Source organism: Acinetobacter lwoffii (assembly GCF_024129595.1).
GTDB lineage: Bacteria > Pseudomonadota > Gammaproteobacteria > Pseudomonadales > Moraxellaceae > Acinetobacter > Acinetobacter lwoffii_O.
Genome location: NZ_JAMXXS010000084.1, coordinates 1 through 1,320, shown reverse-complemented (window position 1 = coordinate 1,320; position 1,320 = coordinate 1). Strand labels below are relative to the sequence as shown.

General features: G+C 43.0%; 1 protein-coding gene. It reads left to right on the top strand.

Annotated features, from left to right (window positions below; translation table 11 throughout):
• The first annotated feature begins 72 nt into the window (after nt 1-72).
• Nucleotides 73-1,281 (top strand): IS256 family transposase, encoded by a 1,209-nt coding sequence (locus NI466_RS15740; RefSeq protein ID WP_253174003.1) that lies wholly within the window; start codon nt 73-75, stop codon nt 1,279-1,281.
• The last annotated feature ends 39 nt before the right edge of the window (nt 1,282-1,320 follow it).

Genomic DNA, 1,320 nt, shown 5'->3' with positions numbered 1-1,320 from the left:
GAGACTGTAAATTAAATTGTGTAATTGCCTGAATTTGCTATGTTCATATTCACAACGGAGTCAGGCAACATGATGAACGAACAAAAACTAAAAGACCTTGCAGCAGAATTTGCTAAAGGAATCAAAACAGAAGACGATCTCAATCAATTCACCCGATTGTTGACTAAACTCACTGTTGAAACGGCTCTCAATGCCGAACTTACCGAACATCTCGGATATGAAAAGAATGCTCGTAAGAACGGTTCAAATGCTCGTAACGGTTATTCCAGTAAGACCGTGCTGAGCGATGATGGTGAGATTGAGATCACCACACCACGAGATCGTGATGGCACATTTGAGCCACAGCTAATTAAAAAGAATCAGACTCGTATCACGCAAATGGATAGCCAAATTCTATCCCTTTATGCCAAAGGCATGACTACCCGTGAAATCGTGGCTACTTTCAAAGAAATGTACGATGCTGATGTATCGCCAACGCTTATTTCCAAGGTGACTGATGCTGTTAAGGAGCAAGTCGCTGAATGGCAAAACCGTCCGCTGGATGCACTCTATCCCATCGTCTATATGGACTGTATTGTAGTTAAAGTCCGTCATAATGGCAGTGTTATCAACAAGGCTGTATTCCTTGCCTTAGGCATTAATCTTGATGGACAGAAAGAACTGCTCGGCATGTGGATGGCTGAGAATGAAGGTGCAAAGTTCTGGCTGAATGTCCTGACTGAGCTTAAAAACCGAGGGTTGCAGGATATTCTGATCGCCTGTGTGGATGGACTAAAAGGCTTTCCTGATGCCATTAACAGCGTATACCCGCAAACCCATATCCAGCTGTGCATTATCCATATGCTGCGTAACAGCTTGAAATACGTATCATGGAAAGATTACAAGGCCGTCACTCAGGATTTAAAAGCCGTTTATCAGTCACCTACTGAAGAGGCAGCCTTGATGGCCTTGGATCAATTCGCCCAAACATGGGATGACAAGTACCCACAGATCAGCAAAAGCTGGCGTACACACTGGGAGAATCTAAATACCTTCTTTGCTTATCCAGCCGAGATACGCAAAGCCATCTATACCACCAATGCGATCGAATCATTAAACAGCGTAATACGTCAGGCGATCAAAAAGCGTAAAGTCTTTCCAACGGATGATTCTGTACGTAAAGTGATTTACCTGGCAATTGATGCAGCGTCTAAAAAGTGGAATATGCCTATTCGCGACTGGCGTTTAGCCATGAGCCGCTTTATTATTGAATTCGGTGACCGCTTAAGCAATCACCTTTAAATTTATGAAAAGCAATTACACAAAATTATTTACAGGCTC

What these genes read in the sequence shown, in the direction of transcription:
- NI466_RS15740 (WP_253174003.1), top strand. Translation starts at nt 73, where the DNA reads ATGAACGAACAAAAACTAAAAGACCTTGCAGCAGAATTTGCTAAAGGA.